This is a genomic window from Enterobacter sp. CGMCC 5087, from assembly GCF_003144775.1.
Taxonomy (GTDB): domain Bacteria; phylum Pseudomonadota; class Gammaproteobacteria; order Enterobacterales; family Enterobacteriaceae; genus Enterobacter; species Enterobacter cloacae_M.
This window is the reverse complement of sequence record NZ_QFXN01000047.1, coordinates 1-15,930: the sequence shown is the minus strand read 5'-3', so window position 1 is coordinate 15,930 and position 15,930 is coordinate 1. Positions and strand designations below refer to the sequence as shown.

Annotated in this window: 19 protein-coding genes; 12 read left to right on the top strand and 7 right to left on the bottom strand. The window is 52.2% G+C overall.

Annotation, left to right across the window (positions count from 1 at the left end; all coding sequences use genetic code 11):
* The first annotated feature begins 300 nt into the window (after positions 1 to 300).
* From ghrA to DEO48_RS04695, 4 genes are all read left to right on the top strand, one after another.
* Complete coding sequence (gene ghrA / locus DEO48_RS04710) at positions 301 to 1,239, top strand: glyoxylate/hydroxypyruvate reductase GhrA (RefSeq protein ID WP_109844494.1); 939 nt, start codon at positions 301 to 303, stop codon at positions 1,237 to 1,239.
* Between the two features lie 84 nt (positions 1,240 to 1,323).
* Positions 1,324 to 2,061, top strand: a complete 738-nt coding sequence (locus tag DEO48_RS04705; RefSeq protein ID WP_047174857.1) for a phosphatase — start codon at positions 1,324 to 1,326, stop codon at positions 2,059 to 2,061.
* Between the two features lie 21 nt (positions 2,062 to 2,082).
* On the top strand, positions 2,083 to 2,637 hold the full coding sequence (locus tag DEO48_RS04700) for a molecular chaperone (protein WP_109844493.1): 555 nt from the start codon (positions 2,083 to 2,085) through the stop codon (positions 2,635 to 2,637).
* A 96-nt stretch (positions 2,638 to 2,733) separates the two neighbouring features.
* Positions 2,734 to 3,216, top strand: coding sequence for a DUF1097 domain-containing protein (locus tag DEO48_RS04695; RefSeq protein WP_126786224.1), 483 nt, complete (start codon positions 2,734 to 2,736; stop codon positions 3,214 to 3,216).
* Positions 3,217 to 3,260: 44 nt separating this feature from the next.
* On the opposite strand, the gene csgG is transcribed toward DEO48_RS04695, so the two are convergent.
* Genes csgG through csgD form a run of 4 tightly spaced genes read right to left on the bottom strand, consistent with a single transcriptional unit; the run spans position 3,261 to position 5,602 of the window.
* On the bottom strand, positions 3,261 to 4,094 hold the full coding sequence (csgG, locus tag DEO48_RS04690; RefSeq protein WP_024908984.1) for a curli production assembly/transport protein CsgG: 834 nt from the start codon (positions 4,092 to 4,094) through the stop codon (positions 3,261 to 3,263).
* A gap of 26 nt (positions 4,095 to 4,120) precedes the next feature.
* The gene (gene csgF / locus DEO48_RS04685; RefSeq protein ID WP_109844491.1) at positions 4,121 to 4,534 is read right to left on the bottom strand and encodes a curli production assembly/transport protein CsgF; all 414 of its coding nucleotides are present in this window, start codon (positions 4,532 to 4,534) and stop codon (positions 4,121 to 4,123) included.
* Positions 4,535 to 4,557: 23 nt separating this feature from the next.
* The gene (gene csgE, locus DEO48_RS04680; RefSeq protein ID WP_023311107.1) at positions 4,558 to 4,947 is read right to left on the bottom strand and encodes a curli production assembly/transport protein CsgE; all 390 of its coding nucleotides are present in this window, start codon (positions 4,945 to 4,947) and stop codon (positions 4,558 to 4,560) included.
* A gap of 4 nt (positions 4,948 to 4,951) precedes the next feature.
* Positions 4,952 to 5,602, bottom strand: coding sequence for a biofilm master transcriptional regulator CsgD (csgD, locus tag DEO48_RS04675; RefSeq protein ID WP_021240790.1), 651 nt, complete (start codon positions 5,600 to 5,602; stop codon positions 4,952 to 4,954).
* A 764-nt stretch (positions 5,603 to 6,366) separates the two neighbouring features.
* Here csgD and csgB point away from each other — a divergent pair.
* The 5 genes from csgB (at position 6,367) to ymdB (ending at position 8,844) form a co-directional block, all read left to right on the top strand.
* Positions 6,367 to 6,822, top strand: coding sequence for a curli minor subunit CsgB (csgB, locus tag DEO48_RS04670; RefSeq protein WP_029739999.1), 456 nt, complete (start codon positions 6,367 to 6,369; stop codon positions 6,820 to 6,822).
* 41 nt (positions 6,823 to 6,863) lie between these two features.
* A complete protein-coding gene (gene csgA, locus DEO48_RS04665) occupies positions 6,864 to 7,316 on the top strand; it encodes a curli major subunit CsgA (RefSeq protein WP_023311110.1) in 453 nt (150 codons plus the stop codon).
* Between the two features lie 61 nt (positions 7,317 to 7,377).
* Entirely contained in the window at positions 7,378 to 7,710 is a 333-nt protein-coding gene (csgC, locus tag DEO48_RS04660) for a curli assembly chaperone CsgC (protein ID WP_023311111.1), read from the top strand.
* 164 nt (positions 7,711 to 7,874) lie between these two features.
* Positions 7,875 to 8,195 (top strand): type 1 fimbrial protein, encoded by a 321-nt coding sequence (locus tag DEO48_RS04655; protein ID WP_109844490.1) that lies wholly within the window; start codon positions 7,875 to 7,877, stop codon positions 8,193 to 8,195.
* A 106-nt stretch (positions 8,196 to 8,301) separates the two neighbouring features.
* Positions 8,302 to 8,844, top strand: a complete 543-nt coding sequence (gene ymdB, locus DEO48_RS04650; protein ID WP_109844489.1) for an O-acetyl-ADP-ribose deacetylase — start codon at positions 8,302 to 8,304, stop codon at positions 8,842 to 8,844.
* A gap of 33 nt (positions 8,845 to 8,877) precedes the next feature.
* On the opposite strand, the gene mdoC is transcribed toward ymdB, so the two are convergent.
* On the bottom strand, positions 8,878 to 10,017 hold the full coding sequence (gene mdoC / locus DEO48_RS04645; protein WP_109844488.1) for a glucans biosynthesis protein MdoC: 1,140 nt from the start codon (positions 10,015 to 10,017) through the stop codon (positions 8,878 to 8,880).
* 254 nt (positions 10,018 to 10,271) lie between these two features.
* Between mdoC and mdoG the strand changes: the two genes are divergently transcribed.
* The 3 genes from mdoG to DEO48_RS04625 all read left to right on the top strand — a co-directional run bounded on the left by mdoG (position 10,272) and on the right by DEO48_RS04625 (position 14,659).
* On the top strand, positions 10,272 to 11,825 hold the full coding sequence (gene mdoG / locus DEO48_RS04635; RefSeq protein ID WP_109844487.1) for a glucans biosynthesis protein MdoG: 1,554 nt from the start codon (positions 10,272 to 10,274) through the stop codon (positions 11,823 to 11,825).
* Positions 11,818 to 14,346 (top strand): glucans biosynthesis glucosyltransferase MdoH, encoded by a 2,529-nt coding sequence (mdoH, locus tag DEO48_RS04630; RefSeq protein ID WP_109844486.1) that lies wholly within the window; start codon positions 11,818 to 11,820, stop codon positions 14,344 to 14,346. Before mdoG ends, mdoH begins: the two co-directional genes overlap by 8 nt.
* An 85-nt stretch (positions 14,347 to 14,431) precedes the next feature.
* On the top strand, positions 14,432 to 14,659 hold the full coding sequence (locus DEO48_RS04625; RefSeq protein WP_109844485.1) for a YceK/YidQ family lipoprotein: 228 nt from the start codon (positions 14,432 to 14,434) through the stop codon (positions 14,657 to 14,659).
* A 6-nt stretch (positions 14,660 to 14,665) separates the two neighbouring features.
* Here DEO48_RS04625 and DEO48_RS04620 read toward each other — a convergent pair whose 3' ends face one another.
* Positions 14,666 to 15,040 (bottom strand): MysB family protein, encoded by a 375-nt coding sequence (locus DEO48_RS04620; protein ID WP_023311118.1) that lies wholly within the window; start codon positions 15,038 to 15,040, stop codon positions 14,666 to 14,668.
* Between the two features lie 97 nt (positions 15,041 to 15,137).
* Positions 15,138 to 15,930: MFS transporter (locus tag DEO48_RS04615; protein WP_146198239.1), on the bottom strand; the 793-nt coding region annotated here is incomplete at its 5' end.

Here is a 15,930-nt window from a genome sequence, read left to right as displayed (position 1 = left end):
GAACCCCCGATACGTTGCCGTATACACACTTTCCAGGCGTGCTCCTTCAGCCACTCGGACACCTCACCATATTGTCATCCCGTTGTTGCCGGGACGGGCGCTAATGTAAGGAAAAGCCGAACTGCCGTCAACTCACTTTTTCAGTAATTTAGCGCGTTTAGACAAACTTCAGGCAACATGATTCTTAAATGTGCTGAAAGCGTCTTTTTTATCAGCAGCACAGTCGCGCTATAAATTTGTTATGCTGACAATCCAGTGAAAAAGCAAAATAAATCAGCGCAATAAAAGGCAGAAATGACTATGGATATACTTTTCTATCACCCCACGTTTGATACGGCATACTGGATCAAGGCGCTTTCGGCGGCGTTACCCGGCGCACGCGTTCGCGAGTGGAAGCGTGGCGATAATGAACATGCTGACTATGCGCTGGTCTGGCATCCTCCGGTAGAAATGCTCCAGGGCCGCAAGCTGAAGGCCGTTTTTGCCCTGGGAGCCGGCGTGGATTCCATTCTGAGCAAACTGAAGGCACATCCTGAAATGCTGCCGGAAGACGTCCCCCTTTTCCGCCTGGAAGATACCGGTATGGGCCAGCAGATGCAGGAGTATGCCGTGAGCCAGGTACTGCACTGGTTCCGTCGCTTCGATGACTATCAACTATTTAAACAGCAGGCCCACTGGGAACCGCTTACGGATTACCGTCGCGAAGACTTTACGATCGGCATCCTCGGTGCGGGCGTGCTGGGCTCAAAAGTGGCCGAAGCGCTTGCCCCGTGGGGATTCCCGCTGCGCTGCTGGAGCCGCAGCCGCAAGGATTATCCGGGCGTTGAGAGTTTTGCCGGAACGGATGAGCTTCCGGCCTTTCTGAAAGGCACGCGCGTGCTTATTAACCTGCTGCCAAACACGGCGGAAACGGTAGGGATCATCAATGAAGCCCTGCTCAATCAGCTCGTCGATCAGAGCTACCTGATGAACCTGGCGCGCGGGGTGCATGTCGTGGAAGGCGATCTGCTGAGGGCGCTGGACAGCGGAAAGCTCAAAGGCGCTATGCTGGATGTCTATAGCCGTGAGCCGCTGCCCGCGGAAAGCCCGCTGTGGGCGCACCCGCGCGTCGCGATGACCCCGCACGTGGCTGCCGTGACGCGCCCGGCTGAAGCGGTGGCGTATATATCCCATACCATCAGCGAAATGGAAAAGGGTAACGCGGTCACCGGACAGGTCGACAGACAGCGCGGCTACTGAGAGAAACCCGGCGTTTGCCGGGTTTTTGCTAATATTCGCCGCTGATAACTGCTATCCTTTGGAAAAACCGCAGAGGAGAGAGAGATGTATCCCGTTGACCTGCATATGCACACCGTCGCCAGCACCCACGCGTATAGCAACCTCCATGATTATATCGCCCAGGCGAAGCTTAAAGGCATCAAGCTGTTCGCGATCACCGATCATGGCCCGGATATGGCGGATGCGCCGCACTACTGGCATTTTGTGAATATGCGGATCTGGCCACGCCTGGTGGACGGTATTGGGATACTGCGCGGCATTGAGGCGAACATCAAAAATACCGACGGTGAGATCGACTGCACCGGCCCGATGCTGACGTCTCTTGACCTTATCCTCGCCGGCTTCCATGAGCCGGTTTTCCCTCCCCAGGATAAAGACACCAACACCGCGGCGATGATTGCCACCATTGCCAGCGGCAATGTGCACATTATCAGCCATCCCGGTAACCCGAAGTATCCGATTGATATTCAGGCTGTCGCGCAGGCGGCAGCGAAGCACCGCGTGGCGCTGGAGATTAATAACTCCTCCTTTGTTCACTCGCGTAAGGGCAGCGAAGCCAACTGCCGCGACGTGGCGGCCGCCGTGCGTGACGCGGGTGGCATGGTGGCGCTGGGATCAGATTCTCATACCGCGTTTACGCTGGGTGATTTCAGCGAGTGCCTGAAAGTGCTGAATGATGTTAACTTCCCGGAAGCGCAAATCCTGAACGTGACCCCACGCCGCATGCTCGATTTCCTCGAGTCTCGCGGAATGGAGCCGATTGCCGAATTTGCCGATCTTTAATTGTGTAATGGAATCATAAAAATGAACGAGTTTTCCATCCTCTGCCGCGTGCTGGGTACGCTCTATTATCGCCAGCCGCAAGACCCGCTGTTGGTTCCGCTCTTTACGTTAATTCGTGAAGGCAAACTGGCGCAGAACTGGCCGCTGGAACAGGATGATTTACTGGAACGTCTGCAAAAAAGCTGCGACATGCAGCAGATTGCGACGGACTACAATGCGCTGTTTGTCGGCGATGAGTGCCGCGTTTCGCCATACCGTTCTGCCTGGCAGGAAGGGGCAACGGAAGCGGAAGTCCGCGCGTTCCTCTCCACGCGCGGTATGCCGCTGAGCGATACGCCGGCCGATCATATCGGTACGCTGCTGCTGGCGGCGTCCTGGATCGAAGACAATGCTGGTGATGATGAGTACGACGCCATTGAAACCCTGTTCGAAACGTACCTGCTGCCGTGGGTCGGGACATTCCTGGGTAAAGTCGAAGCGCATGCCGCCTCGCCATTCTGGAGAACGCTGGCCCCGCTGACCCGCGACGCTATCGCGGCAATGTGGGATGAGCTGGAAGAAGAAAACGAAGAGTGATTCAGATCACATAAATTCTGCAACTCAACATTCCAACTTGCACGTAATGTGCTGCTGATCGCATTTCTATGGTGCGCTTCTGCTAAGATGCGCGCCATGAACATATTACTTTGTATCGCAATAACGACAGGTATTCTCTCCGGACTCTGGGGATGGGTTGCCGTGTCTCTCGGATTGCTCAGCTGGGCCGGGTTCCTCGGCTGTACCGCCTATTTCGCCTGTCCGCAGGGGGGCGTCAAAGGGCTCTTTATCTCTGGCTGCACGCTGATGAGCGGTGTTATCTGGGCGCTGGTGATCATGAAGGGCAGCGCGCTGGCGCCGCATCTGGAAATCCTGGGATACGTCATGACGGGTGTCGTCGCCTTTTTAATGTGCATCCAGGCTAAGCATCTGCTGCTTTCATTTGTGCCGGGGACCTTTATGGGGGCGTGCGCGACCTTTGCAGGGCAGGGTGACTGGAAGCTGGTGGTACCCTCCCTGGCGCTGGGGTTGCTGTTTGGCTATGCCATGAAAAACAGCGGTCTTTGGCTGGCGTCGCGACGGGGAAAAGCGCAAAACATCACTGCGGTGAGCGAATAAAAAAAGGCGAGATAATCATCTCGCCTTTTTTTATTCGCTTCCTGTCAGGATTCCGGAGGGACTGACATATCGCGGTATTTCACCAGAATCGGGTTCTGCACGTCTGCTTTGTTTTGCAGATCCCACAGCCCGCGGTCTATACCGTCGTTAATTAAGTAGATCACGCCGGTTTCAATGGCTGACATCAGACACATCATGACCGGTTCGTTAGAGGTGTAGCCGATTTCACCTTCCAGCAAACGCTGGTAATCGATGAAGCGGAATACCCCAGCCTGAACTTCATAAGACAGAATGGTTTTGCTGGTGTTCACTGAAGAGAGCACTTCGCCTGTACTGACGTTAACCACACGCAGGTTAACGGCGATTTGGTCGAGCTGATACTGGGTATCCGCACCGATACCGAAGTAACGTGCTCCCGCACCACCTGATTTAACGTTACTTTCGTAGCCAATAATCGATCCTTCAATCATCACGTTTGCTGCTGCCAGAGATTCCAGAGGCGTTCGGTTATTGGCCGCGACGGTACCATTTTCCTGTGCGGCGCGAATGATTTTCCGTTCATTCAACAGGTTCTGGAGACCCTGACGTTCCAGCGGAATAAACCAGTGCGAATCCTTGAGCGCGGTAACCAGCATCGCGGTGGCGCTTTGCGGCACGGCCGTGGAGAAGTTACTTGCCGGGTAAGGTTTAAATTGCCCGGTTTCATCCTGAATGTTGTATACGGAGACAAATATTTTCCCCGTTGGAGCTGGTAAATGCGTTAAATCACGATAACTCTGGGCCCGAGGCATTAATGTAGGTTTTGCAGCTTCTTTAGGTGGAGCAGTTAAACAACCGCTCAATAAGCACACTGCAACAAATATCAGGAAGCGCTGCATGATCGTTGTCCTTATTTAGCTATTGTTTAAAAGTCAGTTGAATTACTTTGTAGACCGGAAACCTGAATGGTGGAGATTCTTCCGGTTTTACGATCGGTTACGTTCAACTGAAGCTGTCCGTCCGTGTTGGCGATATCAACGATAAAGTCGTTGGTCACCATCCGGCCGGGTTTACCGGTATTAATGTTGGTCAATAACCCACCTAAAATCTGCGACTGGATAGCCTGAGTGAAGTTGTCCAGTGCGGACGGGGTATCAATGCTAAAATCCTTTAAGCTCGGATCCTTATAGGAGTTTTGCGCCTGGGCTTCGTTCAGCAGGAACGCGCCGTTATTAGGGTTACCGCCAAAGTTAGGGTTACGGAACTGAAACGTCATATTTCCGGCCCAGCTGATGGGTGATATCAGCATTATCGAAACAACTGCATATGCAATACGCATGACAGCCTCCGCATATCGGTTCGCTAGAACTCGTCTTTTGCTAAATCGCTGGTGCTTAATAGGGCTTTATCTATTTGCAGGCGATTAATAGCGTCTTCTGATTGTTCCAGTGCTAAGACGACGTTTTTATCGAAGTCTATTTTGGTCGGGAATAAAAACGTTTGATAAATAACGTTCTGATTAGCCGTTATTGTTATCCAACTTCCCCATCGTGCACTGGGCCGCTCGTTGATTGTTATATTACCCGTATAGGTACTGTCCCATTTGTCACTGAAGGCACGGTAAAAAGTGTGCCCTACTGATGAGACAGTGTGGTCTGTTAACAATCCGGGAACTTCGACCTCGACGGCCCTTAGATTCCCGGCAGCGAGCAGGAAACTCGCTGCGGCGATCCAACTCAACGTGCGCTTCATGTGATTAACGCCTGAGGTTATCGTTTGCCCACGAAACAGCCTGAGTTCGGTTTTTAACAGCTATCTTCTTGAAAAGATTATAAAGGTGCGTCTTTACCGTATTTTCGCTGATAAATAACGAACGGGCGATTTCAATATTTGAAGCACCAATGCGTAACTTGTTCAGGATCTCTTTCTCACGGTGCGTGAGCAGGGCTGACTCTGAGCTGTTATAGCGATAATTTCCGGAGTGCGTGATGAGATAGCTGGCAAGCTTTTGCGAAAAATAACACTCTCCGCGCAATATACCTTGCAGCCCCTCTACCACCCGGTCTTCTTCTTCCGTGACGTAGAACACGCCATTGATATGCGGCCAGCTTTCAATATCTCTGAAAGGATATTCATCAGGCGTATTCAACAATAGCACGCGGATATTATTGTTTTTCCTGCTTAAAATATCTTGCCAGTAATGGATAAGCTTTTTATCAGCTTCCATCATATCGAAAAGAATGATGCTGCCAGGTGCAATATCATCAAAAGAACGTTGAATATTATGCAATTTCCCGTTCAGTGATAATGATTGCTTTAAATGTTGTAATAAAGCTGTCGCTTGCAAAGAAGGTTTTGTGATCAACAGTAATGTATGACCATGTAAACTATGGACTTCATTATACATGATGAAACCCCACTTTTTTTTGGCACCTGGCAGCTGTCCTCCTGTTTAAAAGAGGACACCAGAAGTACTGACAGATGTTGCACTGCTGTGTGTAGAATCAGACCATAACCTCCACAGGGAGGTAAATATAAAACCAATTTCGTACATCTAATTTCAATCTAGCTTTTACGAAGTTTAAAGCAAGTGTTAAACATGTAACAGGATGTAAAAATCAATATTAATTTGTGAAATTAGGTTGTTTTGAATGGCAATAATTGATGAGAAAGTTGTACACATAAATAGAGGTGCACAGATTTTAAAAATCATACAAATATTTCTAATGGATTGATTTTTAATATCATTTTTTATTTTTTTAAAGCGATAATTAAGTATGAGTTTCAGATGGTTTCTAAGCCTACGAATGAGTGACTGACTGGCTTAAGAAAAGAGGCTTCGTGTCACGCGTTGAGAAAAATGTTCTCCTGCCGTTACGTTTAAACAACCCGGGAGGGAGCATGGACAGCCTTCGTGTCGTTGTACAACCCTTCCGTAATACACCTTTAATAAAAAATATAAGCTGGCCTGATTAAAGTCATTTTTTAGGTAAATTACGACTTTGTGGTGAGCCGATAAATAAAAATAAGCCGCGTGGGTGAGATATTTAAAATGTTTCAGCGGACATACTCTTCACCGTAACGACGCGTTAACACAATACGAGTCGTTTTAACAAGTAACATTGTTAAAGGGTTATGGCACGATTAAATAGCCAGGTCCAGGGTGACAACATGAAAAACGCATCGTTAATTATGATGTTTACATTACTGGGTGCGCCTGGATTTGTAACCGCAGCGAATTCAGATTTGGCAAATTCTGAATATAACTTTGCGGTTAACGAATTAAGTCTTTCATCACTAAATCAGGCAGCCATTATTGGTCAACGGGGCGTTTTCAATAACGCTGAGGTTAGCCAGGACGGTTCAAGACTCTTATCCATTGTATCACAGGATGGGGTAGGTAACAGAGCGAGAGTTGATCAATCAGGGGGTTACAATATTGCCTGGATCGATCAGAGCGGTAACGCGAATGATGCAGGTATTACGCAAGATGGATACGGTAATAGCGCGAAAATTATCCAGAAAGGGTCGGGTAATAGAGCAAATATTACGCAGTACGGTACGCAGAAAACCGCAGTTGTAGTGCAGAAACAGTCGCAAATGGCGATTAACGTTATTCAACATTAGCGCGTTGGCGACGACTTTAATCAATCCGATGGGGGTTTACCATGAAATTTCTCAAAGTGGCAGCGCTTGCAGCAATCGTAGTTTCTGGTAGTGCTATGGCGGGTTCTATTAATCAGGGCGGCTGGGGTCATGGACATGGTCATGGCGGATACAGTGGCCCAAATTCCACCCTGAATATTTATCAGGACGGTGGCGGTAACTCAGCGGTAGCTCTGCAGACAGACGCCAGAAATTCTGTCCTGAATATTAGCCAGAAAGGTGGCGGTAACGGCGCTGACGTTGGTCAGGGTTCTGATGATAGTAAAATCAACCTGTCCCAGAAAGGTTTTGGCAACAGTGCGACACTTGATCAGTGGAACAGTAAAAAATCCGTTATGAACGTTAGCCAGTCCGGCGGCTTTAACGGTGCACTCGTAGACCAGACTGCTTCCAACTCGACTGTCAACGTGACCCAGATCGGTTTTGGTAACCACGCGACAGCTCATCAGTACTGATACTGAAATCTGTGCTACAAAAAAACAGGGCTGATGCCCTGTTTTTTTTCGGGAGTTCATCATGAATACCTTAATTCTCCTTGCCGCGCTTTCCAGCCAGATCACCTTCAAAACGTCACAGCAGGAAAATATGACCACCATTATTCCTCAGGTCACTCTGGCGCAGTCGTGTGATTGTCAGGTTCAGATTGTTTCTTTACGAGAAGGGCAGGGGGGACAAAGTTCTTCCCGGCAGCAAAACACACTTTTTATACCCGCTAATCAGACGATTGATTTAATGCGCCTGAGTTTAAATATTAGCGCGGGAGACACGGTGAAAATCGTTGTCACCGTTTCAGACGGTAAATCGCTACATTTATCACAACAGTGGTCGCCAACGGAACGCTCGCTCTAAACATTCATGAAATCAATATGTTGAGAATATGGCGGGTCTGTACCGTTGAGCTATGCTGATATCACGGACCTGGTCGTTATGTTCCGTAACGTGAAACTTCGTTTGCCCTAATAAATGAAGCGCGTTTACCCCTCATGGACGATTTTCATTGAGGAGTACCTATAATGAACAACTATTTTGCTCGATTCGTGGCAGGTCTGAGTCTGGTCGTTTCTGCTTTGAGTATCCCGGCTTATTCGGCTACGGTTGTTTACGGTGGTGTCATTCATTTTCGCGGTGCCGTCGTCGCCGACCCCTGTGAAGTCACTCCCCAAAAACAACAGATTGTAATGTCATGTCCAAATAATAACCGTATGCAAACGCGTATGGTCAGCTATGAAGAGGCGCTTAACGGGAAAGTGAGCGACTCTAGCCTGGCGACGCTCAATATGAAATATCTTAATCCTGAAAAAACGCTCGCGGTTGTCGAAATCCAGTATCGCTAGTGCGCGTTCTCGCACCCTGCGGTGAAAGAGGATTTTTTCTGATAGTTTTTTCTCCCGGTCTCCTCTGCGATACACTTAAGAAAAAGGCGGGTTGCAGAGGGGCTTTATGAAACCGCAAATTGAAATTATTCATGGCGATATTACGACAGTGCACGTCGACGTCATCGTCAATGCGGCCAATCCATCCCTGATGGGGGGAGGCGGCGTGGATGGGGCTATCCACCGGGCTGCCGGACCGCAGCTGCTGGAAGCCTGTAAAACCGTGCGCCAACAGCAGGGCGAATGTCCTCCCGGTCACGCGGTGATTACGCTGGCGGGCAATCTGCCTGCGAGAGCGGTAATTCACGCCGTAGGGCCTGTCTGGCATGGCGGGGATCGGCACGAAGCGAGTATTCTGGAAGAGGCTTACCGGAACTGTCTGCGACTGGCTGCCGACAATGGTTATAAAACGATGGCGTTTCCGGCCATCAGCACCGGCGTGTATGGTTACCCTAAGGCCGCTGCCGCTACGATCGCCGTAGAAACGGTTTACCGCTATTTGTCGTTAAAACCGCTGCCAGAGAAGGTGATTTTTGTCTGTTTCGACGACGACACCACGCATCTTTATCAGCGGCTTCTGACTCAGCGCAGACAAGTGCTGGAGAGCTGATGCAAACGCGGCGCATCGGATGCGCCGCGTGATTTATGAGGCTTTTGCCTGTGGTTTTCCTGAAAAGAGGAAGCGCAGGAGCGGGATCCGCAGATGGATTTCGTAGAGTACGATTGCTACCCCAACAACAAACACCAGCCCGGTAAAGAACCCCAGCGTGTTGGAAGCGATGTGCGGTGTGATGTAAGCCCCGAAGAAAAGCGTCAACGGATGATGCACCAGATAGATAAACAGTGACGCATTAACGAAGTAGGTCACGCGACTGGACTTAAAGTTCAGCAAGCGGTGGCCCAGCGCGAATACCACGTTCACCATCCACAGCCCAAGCAGCATAGTGATCACGCTTTCCGTTTCATACATCCAGGCATCGCCGCTGCCGTAGCGCTGATTCAGCAGATAGGCCGCGAACGCGAGGCTTGCCCCCAGCGCGCACCACGGTGACGGGGTGACAAACAGCGACTTAAGCTTCGGATGAATAAAGGCCAGCGCGCCGATTAAAAAGAACGGAATGTAGAACAGGGACTGCATCACCACAAAATTAAATAACCCGTCGCTCAAAATCGGCGGGTAGGCGATAAGCAGCGTTCGGCGCACGGCGGCATAGGCAATCCCCAACAGCAAGAAGAGCACTGACAGTTTGCCCATCGTAACGTTGGCGAAGAAGGTGTCGGCTTTTGTACTCAGACGGTGGCGCAGGCGGCTGAAAATCAACAGGCTCACCGTTGTGAGCACCACCAGGACCAGCAGGAACCACAGGTGAGACACCAGCTCCCAGACCAGCGTATTGTACTTTTCATACAGCGACAGATTTGGCCAGTTCTCCGCTTTGCCTTTGACGTATTGCAACATAATGAACTGAGGCAGCGTCAGCAGTGGAATTGCGGTCAACATGGGGATCCCCACGCGCTCTACGCGCACTTTCCACCAGCGTTTGAGCGGGTATCGCAGAAAAAGCATGTAAGAAAAATAGCCGGATATGACGAAGAACACCTGCATACGGAAGGCGTGAATAAAGTCATTAAACAGCGTCAGCCACCAGGAGGGCATCTGGCTATTCACATGCCAGGTGTGGCTGGAGTAAATCAGTGAAATGTGAAAGGGGATCCCCAATAGCATCAGCCAGGCCCTGATCGAGTCGAGGAAATATTCACGTTCTGTTGGTGTTGTGCTCATATAACGTTGTGCATTCTCAGACTTTTCGTCTTATCCCTAAGACTCATAATGGTTACATTCGAAGCCAACCCTACACCAAGACCGACACCCTGTCTCCAGGATAAGCACGCAAAGTGAATAGCGGGTTCTTTCATTTGCTTAATCCATGAGCCAGCAGCTGAACAAAGCAGTGATAATGTTGTCGGATTGCCTGAGTTTCCATTAAAATGGATCGGATCGATATAAGCACACAAAGGGGGAAGTGCTTACTTATTATGAAACATAAACCACAGATGATGAAAATGCGTTGGTTGGGTGCTGCAGTGGTGTTATCACTGTATACCTCATCGGCACTGGCCTTTAACATCGACGATGTCGCAAAACAGGCAAAATCGATGGCAGGCAAGAGCTACGAAGCGCCGAAAAGTAACTTGCCCTCCGTTTTCCGCGACATGAAGTATGCGGACTATCAGCAGATCCAGTTCAATCACGACAAAGCGTACTGGAGCAATATTAAAACCCCGTTCAAGCTTGAATTTTATCATCAGGGTATGTACTTCGACACGCCTGTTGCCATCAATGAAGTGACGGCAACCGCGGTACGTAAGATCAAGTACAGCCCGGATTACTTCAATTTTGGCAATGTGCAACACGACAAAGATATGGTGAAAGACCTGGGCTTCGCAGGCTTTAAGGTGCTTTACCCAATCAACAGCAAAGATAAAAACGACGAAATCGTCAGCATGCTTGGGGCCAGCTATTTCCGCGTCATTGGCGCGGGGCAGGTGTACGGGCTTTCTGCGCGCGGTCTGGCTATTGATACCGCGCTGCCATCAGGTGAAGAGTTCCCACGTTTCCGTGAGTTCTGGATTGAACGTCCAAAACCAACGGATAAGCGTCTGACCATTTATGCACTCCTGGATTCCCCGCGTGCAACCGGTGCCTATCGCTTTGTGATTATGCCGGGTCGTGACACGGTAGTTGACGTGCAGTCCAAGGTTTACCTGCGTGATAAAGTGGGCAAGCTGGGCGTTGCGCCGTTGACCAGTATGTTCCTGTTCGGGCCGAACCAGCCGTCACCGGCAACCAACTTCCGCCCGGAACTGCATGACTCCAACGGTCTGTCTATTCATGCCGGTAACGGTGAGTGGATCTGGCGTCCGCTGAATAACCCGAAACATCTGGCGGTTAGCAGCTTCGCAATGGAAAACCCGCAAGGTTTTGGCCTGCTGCAGCGTGGTCGTCAGTTCTCCCGCTTTGAAGATTTGGACGATCGCTATGACCAGCGTCCAAGCGCCTGGGTCACGCCAAACGGTGACTGGGGTAAAGGTAAGGTCGAGTTGGTAGAAATTCCAACCAACGACGAAACCAACGATAACATCGTCGCTTACTGGACGCCGGATCAGCTGCCGGAAGCCGGTAAAGAGATGAACTTCAAGTACACCATTACCTTCAGCCGCGACGAAGATAAGCTGCATGCGCCGGATAACGCGTATGTAATGCAGACTCGCCGCTCAACGGGTGATGTGAAGCAGTCTAATCTTATCCGTCAGCCTGACGGTACCGTGGCGTTTGTCGTGGACTTCACAGGCCAGGATATGAAGAAACTGTCACCGGACACCGCCGTTGCCGCTCAGGCCAGCATCGGTGATAACGGTGAAATCGTTGAGAATACCGTGCGTTACAACCCGGTAACCAAAGGCTGGCGTCTGACCCTGCGCGTGAAAGTGAAAGATCCGAAACAGACCACAGAAATGCGTGCTGCGCTGGTCAGTAACGATCAGCCGCTGAGTGAAACCTGGAGCTATCAGCTACCTGCCAATGAATAATACATCTGAATATATTGATGCCATGCCGCTGACGGATATCGAAAAAGCGGCACTGCCAAAGAGCGACATCCGCGCGGTTCACTCCGCGCTGGATGGTGAACATCATACGTTTTCCCGTGATGATGATACGCCGCTCGGGTCAGTCAAGGCGCGTCTGGAGCAGGCCTGGCCGGACTCGCTGGCGGAAGGGCAGTTGATTAAAGACGATGAAGGACGCGATCAGCTTCAGGCGATGCCGAAGGCTACGCGTTCCTCTATGTTCCCCGATCCATGGCGCACCAACCCGGTGGGCCGCTTCTGGGATCGCCTGCGCGGGCGTGATGTGACGCCGCGCTATCTGTCGCGCCTGACGAAAGAAGAGCAGGCCTCCGAACAGAAATGGCGTACCGTCGGGACAATCCGTCGCTATATCCTGCTGCTTCTGACGCTGGCGCAGACGGTCGTCGCGACCTGGTACATGAAAACTATCCTGCCTTACCAGGGCTGGGCGTTTATCAATCCGACGGACATGATGGGCCAGGATCTTTGGGTCTCCTTCATGCAGCTGCTGCCGTATATCCTGCAGAGCGGCATTCTTCTGCTGTTCGCGGTCCTCTTCTGCTGGGTCTCGGCCGGTTTCTGGACCGCGCTGATGGGCTTCCTGCAGCTGCTCATGGGGCGTGACAAGTACAGCATTTCAGCGTCAACGGTCGGGGATGAACCCCTCAATCCCGAGCACCGTACCGCGCTGATTATGCCTATCTGTAACGAAGACGTTGACCGCGTATTTGCGGGCCTGCGTGCGACCTGGGAGTCCGTGAAGGCGACCGGCAACGCGGAGCATTTCGACGTTTACATCCTGAGCGACAGCTACAACCCGGATATCTGCGTTGCGGAACAAAAGGCGTGGATGGAGCTGATTGCAGAAGTGCAGGGCGAAGGCCAGATCTTCTACCGCCGCCGCCGTCGTCGCGTGAAGCGTAAAAGCGGTAACATCGATGACTTCTGCCGTCGCTGGGGTAACCAGTACAGCTACATGGTGGTGCTGGATGCTGACTCCGTCATGAGCGGAGACTGCCTGAGCGGTCTGGTGCGCCTGATGGAAGCTAACCCTAACGCGGGTATCATTCAGTCTTCGCCAAAAGCGTCCGGTATGGACACGCTGTATGCGCGCTGCCAGCAGTTCGCCACCCGTGTTTACGGGCCGCTGTTTACGGCCGGTCTGCACTTCTGGCAGCTGGGTGAATCACACTACTGGGGCCACAACGCCATTATCCGCGTGAAGCCGTTCATTGAGCACTGTGCGCTGGCGCCGCTGCCGGGCGAGGGTTCGTTTGCCGGTTCTATTCTGTCGCACGACTTCGTAGAAGCGGCGCTGATGCGTCGTGCTGGCTGGGGCGTCTGGATTGCCTACGACCTGCCGGGATCGTACGAAGAGCTGCCGCCGAACCTTCTGGACGAGCTCAAGCGCGACCGCCGCTGGTGTCACGGTAACCTGATGAACTTCCGCCTGTTCCTGGTAAAAGGGATGCACCCGGTTCACCGAGCGGTATTCCTGACCGGCGTGATGTCCTATCTCTCTGCACCGCTGTGGTTTATGTTCCTGGCGCTGTCGACTGCCTTACAGGTGGTTCATGCCCTGACGGAGCCGCAATACTTCCTGCAACCGCGGCAGCTGTTCCCGGTGTGGCCGCAGTGGCGTCCGGAGCTGGCGATTGCGCTGTTTGCCTCCACCATGGTGCTGCTGTTCCTGCCTAAGCTGCTCAGCATCATCCTGATCTGGTGCAAAGGCTCGAAAGAGTACGGCGGTTTCTTCCGCGTGACCCTTTCTCTGCTGCTGGAAGTGCTGTTCTCCGTCCTGCTGGCGCCGGTACGTATGCTGTTCCACACCGTGTTTGTGGTCAGTGCGTTCCTGGGCTGGGAAGTGGTCTGGAACTCACCGCAGCGTGATGATGACTCCACGCCGTGGGGTGAAGCCTTTATGCGCCACGGTTCTCAGCTGCTGCTGGGTCTGGTGTGGGCGGCCGGGATGGCCTGGCTGGATCTGCGCTTCCTGTTCTGGCTGGCGCCGATAGTCTTCTCGCTGATCCTGTCGCCGTTTGTTTCCGTGATTTCCAGCCGTTCAACGGTGGGGCTGCGAACCAAACGCTGGAAACTGTTCCTGATCCCGGAAGAGTATTCCCCGCCGCAGGTGCTGGTGGATACCGATCGTTACCTGGAACAGAACCGCAGTCGCTCGCTGGATGACGGCTTCATGCACGCCGTGTTTAACCCGTCATTTAACGCCCTGGCAACGGCAATGGCGACAGCGCGTCACCGCGCCAGCCAGGTTCTTGAGATTGCCCGCGATCGTCACGTTGAGCAGGCGCTTAACGAGACCCCGGAAAAGCTCAACCGCGACCGTCGTCTGGTGCTGTTGAGCGACCCGGTAACTATGGCGCGTCTTCACTACCGCGTGTGGTCCGCTCCGGAGAAATACTCTTCGTGGGTGAACTACTATAAGGACGTGAAGCTGAACCCGCTCGCGCTGAAGGCGAAGTAAGTTGTTAAGAAGGGGCGGGTAAGCGAATCGCCACCCGCCAGATAAAATACCGGCTTAATCGCCGGTATTTTTTTAGAGGTTAATGATGAGAATAATCATCGTCGTTATGGTGGCATGCCTGCTCAGCGGCTGCGGCAGTATCATCAGTCGCACCATTCCAGGGCAAGGCCACGGAAATCAGTATTACCCGGGCGTGAAATGGGATCTTCGTGATTCCTCATGGCGCTACCTGACCGTGCTCGATCTGCCGTTCTCGCTGATTTTCGACACGCTGTTGCTGCCGATCGACGCCAGCCACGGCCCTTACGAATAGCGTAAATTAACGCTCGTCCCACTCATCGGCTGCGGTTTGACCTTCTTCGGTATCCAGCGGCGGCTCGAGCTGAAACTCACCCTCATCCCACTCGTGCAGGGTGTTCTCTTCCAGCCATTCCTGCCGAAGTTCGATTTCGTCGTAGTCGCCATCAAAGACGGCCTGCGCACCTTCACCACTTAATATCGGCAAACATTCCCCTTCTTCACCTTCATCGGCAAAGAATTCGGCCTGCCACATAATATCTCCATCCTGCAGAACGTATTTTTGGATGTTAAGCTGTTGCACGTCAGCATCTTCTTCTTCAACGCCGGGGTTGTCGGCGAGGAACTCTTCACGAGCGGCATCAATAGCTTCTTCCAGCGTGGCGTACATAGTCATTGGTGTCTCCCTGTTTTCCAGAAGGTTTCAGGGAAAGAATAGCTGAATATAAGATTCTGCAAGTATGAATGCGAAAATAAGCTGTCAGGCGTTCGTCTTATTCCGTCACGGGCCGCAGCGCGCGGGATAAACTGAACCATGAATAAATGGCATTGAATAACACGACGCCCGCCGTCACGATAAAGACGGCGCGAAAACCGAGGCTGGCGGAGAACCCGGCTCCGAGCAGCGGTCCGGTGACGTTACCGATATCGCGGAATGACTGGTTATAGCTGAAAATACGCCCGGCAATCTGGTTCGTGGAGTTGTAAACCAGCAGGGTCTGTACGGCGGGAAGCAACGCGCCGTCGGCGGCTCCCAGCAAAAAGCGAAGTAAGCCCAGCTGCCACGGAGCCTGCACCATCGACATCGGGATAAGCAGCAGGACGGAGATCACCAGCGCGGAGATCAGGATTTTCTCCGGACCCACCCGGTCTCCCAGTTTTCCGAGCCTCGGGGCGCTCAGCAGCGCCGCCACGCCGGGTACGGAGGCAATCAGTCCGCTGATGAACGCAATATTGCTGACGTTACCCGCCAGGTCGCGAACGTACAGCGTCAGAATAGGGGCAATCGACCCGGTAGCCACCTGGATAATCATTGTCGTCACGAACAGGCTCAGCACCAGTCTGGGATTTTTGAGCGAGGTCAGCACCTCTCTGGCGTGAAGCATCTCTTTTTTGGCGACAGGCGTGAAGTTTTCCCGGATACAGAGCAGGGTGACGATAAAGCACAGGAACAACACGCTGGCGGTGATAAAGAAGACCGGGCGCAGGCCGTAGTTATCCGCCAGTAATCCCCCGGCCAGCGGTCCCAGCAGGGCACCGCTCACGCCACCGGTTGAGAGCGTGCCC

Excerpts from the sequence above, each read along its gene's own strand:
- ymdB (WP_109844489.1), top strand. The coding sequence starts at position 8,302 with ATGAAACCGCAAATTGAAATTATTCATGGCGATATTACGACAGTGCAC.
- DEO48_RS04655 (WP_109844490.1), top strand. The coding sequence starts at position 7,875 with ATGAACAACTATTTTGCTCGATTCGTGGCAGGTCTGAGTCTGGTCGTT.
- mdoH (WP_109844486.1), top strand. The coding sequence starts at position 11,818 with ATGAATAATACATCTGAATATATTGATGCCATGCCGCTGACGGATATC.
- DEO48_RS04625 (WP_109844485.1), top strand. The coding sequence starts at position 14,432 with ATGAGAATAATCATCGTCGTTATGGTGGCATGCCTGCTCAGCGGCTGC.
- csgA (WP_023311110.1), top strand. The coding sequence starts at position 6,864 with ATGAAATTTCTCAAAGTGGCAGCGCTTGCAGCAATCGTAGTTTCTGGT.
- DEO48_RS04620 (WP_023311118.1), bottom strand. The coding sequence starts at position 15,040 with ATGACTATGTACGCCACGCTGGAAGAAGCTATTGATGCCGCTCGTGAA.
- csgD (WP_021240790.1), bottom strand. The coding sequence starts at position 5,602 with ATGTATAATGAAGTCCATAGTTTACATGGTCATACATTACTGTTGATC.
- csgE (WP_023311107.1), bottom strand. The coding sequence starts at position 4,947 with ATGAAGCGCACGTTGAGTTGGATCGCCGCAGCGAGTTTCCTGCTCGCT.
- csgG (WP_024908984.1), bottom strand. The coding sequence starts at position 4,094 with ATGCAGCGCTTCCTGATATTTGTTGCAGTGTGCTTATTGAGCGGTTGT.
- csgC (WP_023311111.1), top strand. The coding sequence starts at position 7,378 with ATGAATACCTTAATTCTCCTTGCCGCGCTTTCCAGCCAGATCACCTTC.
- DEO48_RS04705 (WP_047174857.1), top strand. The coding sequence starts at position 1,324 with ATGTATCCCGTTGACCTGCATATGCACACCGTCGCCAGCACCCACGCG.
- DEO48_RS04695 (WP_126786224.1), top strand. The coding sequence starts at position 2,734 with ATGAACATATTACTTTGTATCGCAATAACGACAGGTATTCTCTCCGGA.
- mdoG (WP_109844487.1), top strand. The coding sequence starts at position 10,272 with ATGAAACATAAACCACAGATGATGAAAATGCGTTGGTTGGGTGCTGCA.
- DEO48_RS04700 (WP_109844493.1), top strand. The coding sequence starts at position 2,083 with ATGAACGAGTTTTCCATCCTCTGCCGCGTGCTGGGTACGCTCTATTAT.
- mdoC (WP_109844488.1), bottom strand. The coding sequence starts at position 10,017 with ATGAGCACAACACCAACAGAACGTGAATATTTCCTCGACTCGATCAGG.
- csgB (WP_029739999.1), top strand. The coding sequence starts at position 6,367 with ATGAAAAACGCATCGTTAATTATGATGTTTACATTACTGGGTGCGCCT.
- ghrA (WP_109844494.1), top strand. The coding sequence starts at position 301 with ATGGATATACTTTTCTATCACCCCACGTTTGATACGGCATACTGGATC.
- csgF (WP_109844491.1), bottom strand. The coding sequence starts at position 4,534 with ATGCGTATTGCATATGCAGTTGTTTCGATAATGCTGATATCACCCATC.